This window comes from Endozoicomonas arenosclerae (assembly GCF_001562015.1).
Lineage (GTDB): Bacteria > Pseudomonadota > Gammaproteobacteria > Pseudomonadales > Endozoicomonadaceae > Endozoicomonas_A > Endozoicomonas_A arenosclerae.
Genome location: NZ_LASA01000259.1, coordinates 1 through 1,789 on the forward strand (window position 1 = coordinate 1; position 1,789 = coordinate 1,789).

Annotated in this window: 2 protein-coding genes; both read right to left on the minus strand. The window is 41.8% G+C overall.

Going from position 1 to position 1,789, the window contains the following annotated elements; genetic code table 11:
- The coding region (locus WG89_RS28515; protein WP_153301901.1) for a hypothetical protein at nucleotides 1-240 on the minus strand (240 nt) is incomplete at its 3' end.
- 94 nt (nucleotides 241-334) lie between these two features.
- On the minus strand, nucleotides 335-1,399 hold the full coding sequence (locus tag WG89_RS29955) for a YaaC family protein (protein ID WP_153301902.1): 1,065 nt from the start codon (nucleotides 1,397-1,399) through the stop codon (nucleotides 335-337).
- Between the last annotated feature and the right edge of the window lie 390 nt (nucleotides 1,400-1,789).

The window sequence follows — 1,789 nt, forward strand, 5'->3', positions numbered from 1 at the left end:
CAGTGACACTTTTAGGATAGCTTTTTGAAATGCAGGAAATGAAGGATTACCATTATTCATAACATCTTGCAGCGCAAGTAACAGCTCTTCATATACTAAGATCTGAATGTCTCGTTGTTCCTTCTGCTTAACAAACTCTCTTTCAGAACGATCTTTAAAGTAGCTAAAAATTTGAGGTATTAAAGAGCCTAGAAGAGCAGCTAATGCAGCAATGCCAGCCACCAAAATTTTATCATCCATATTTCGAAACTCCATCATAGCTTATAACGCCCGCATTTGCGGCTGGTTTGGAGCGCAGCGGAAAACCAGTCCGACAACATGCGTTTGTTATGGCCTATATTTCTGAAAATGGAATGACGCATAATTTCCCTGTGATCATACTAACCATTTGATACATAAATTGCTTGGGCAGTATTGCGACCGCCTCTGTTGCCATTGGCCTTAATTCACCCTGCATTATTTCTTCAATCTCACTTGGCCTATACCTGGCGGAATGGCCCAAATAGAACATTAGAAGATAAGAATTACACAGATGATGGTATGTCCCTTCCTGTATGGAACAGTAATATCTATATCCATTACGAGTTAAGATCGAGGCAATCCCAAGGCCTGAGTATTCTTTGAGTACGTTTTTGTAAACATTAGGCCAGTTATCGTTACTGACTTTTTTTCTTTTCTGGCTCCGATGTATTACCTTACCGTCTTTTTCATAAGGCTCCAAAAAATAGGCTTTGCGATTACTTTTTAGGAACTTTGCCGTATCAATACTATTTTCGAGGCCTTTAGAGTAATCGACCTCAGTCATAAGATACGTGGCGGCCTCATTAACGCAAAACCTAATATTGATGGGTAAGTACTTTGGCTTTTTGAAGAACCCAAGATTCCTACTAATACCACTCAATTCTGGAATGAATGTACACACGTGGCGAAGCGTTAACTCATGCTTACCTGATACAGGTGTTCCCAGTATTTTGGCAAACTCCAAAAAGACATTTGTACAATTGTTTATTTTTCCAGACATTGTCAGAGAGTGTTTTTTTCCGTGCGTGTTTGTTATGCCGTGATGCTCGACAATATCCTCAAGCTTGATTTTGTTAACTGAAAGAAGGGCTTTAACAAGATTCATCATCCCGTAGTAGTAAAGCGTGCCTTTTGCAGGCATGCTTACTGATTCAGCAGCCTTGTAAAAATCTTCAGCCAGAGATGCAAAATATCTCGCTCTTGTAAAACACTTTCTATTATTGCCCGCAGAATTATCAATTCTTTCTAGAAGATGACCATGCATAAATGACCAAGGGTCAGCTGTTAACGTAGCTGACTCCGCAGGCTCCATTGATATATGTGAATACCTAACTTTCTGGTATTTATACTTCGCTTCCTTTACTTCTTGTAGAGCCATAAACCCTCTAATTGGCTAGTAATCTGGTGAGCCATAACGCCAACATAAAGGGCCGGAACGAGCGCAGCTCGTGGAGGTCCAGCCCATAGGGCGTGCTTTGATGTTTTTGTTATGCATTTGCAAAATAACTATATAGAACGCCTAGTGCGCCGAGATAAATCGGCAAGAGATTGAAGGTGAAAGCCCTTCATCCGGTAAGGTCTAGCAAACCGCCGGAACCCCGAGTCATGGGCGGTTGTCAGTAATGGCAATGGTTAAGCGTTGACAGGGGAAGATACAGGCTCAGTATTGAGCTCCGAAATCATTATCGAGAACGCCGACCTTGTTGGGTGAAAGGGAAGGCAAAACGACAAAGGAGCGTTATCGCAAGCACCTTTGTTGGTTCTCCGG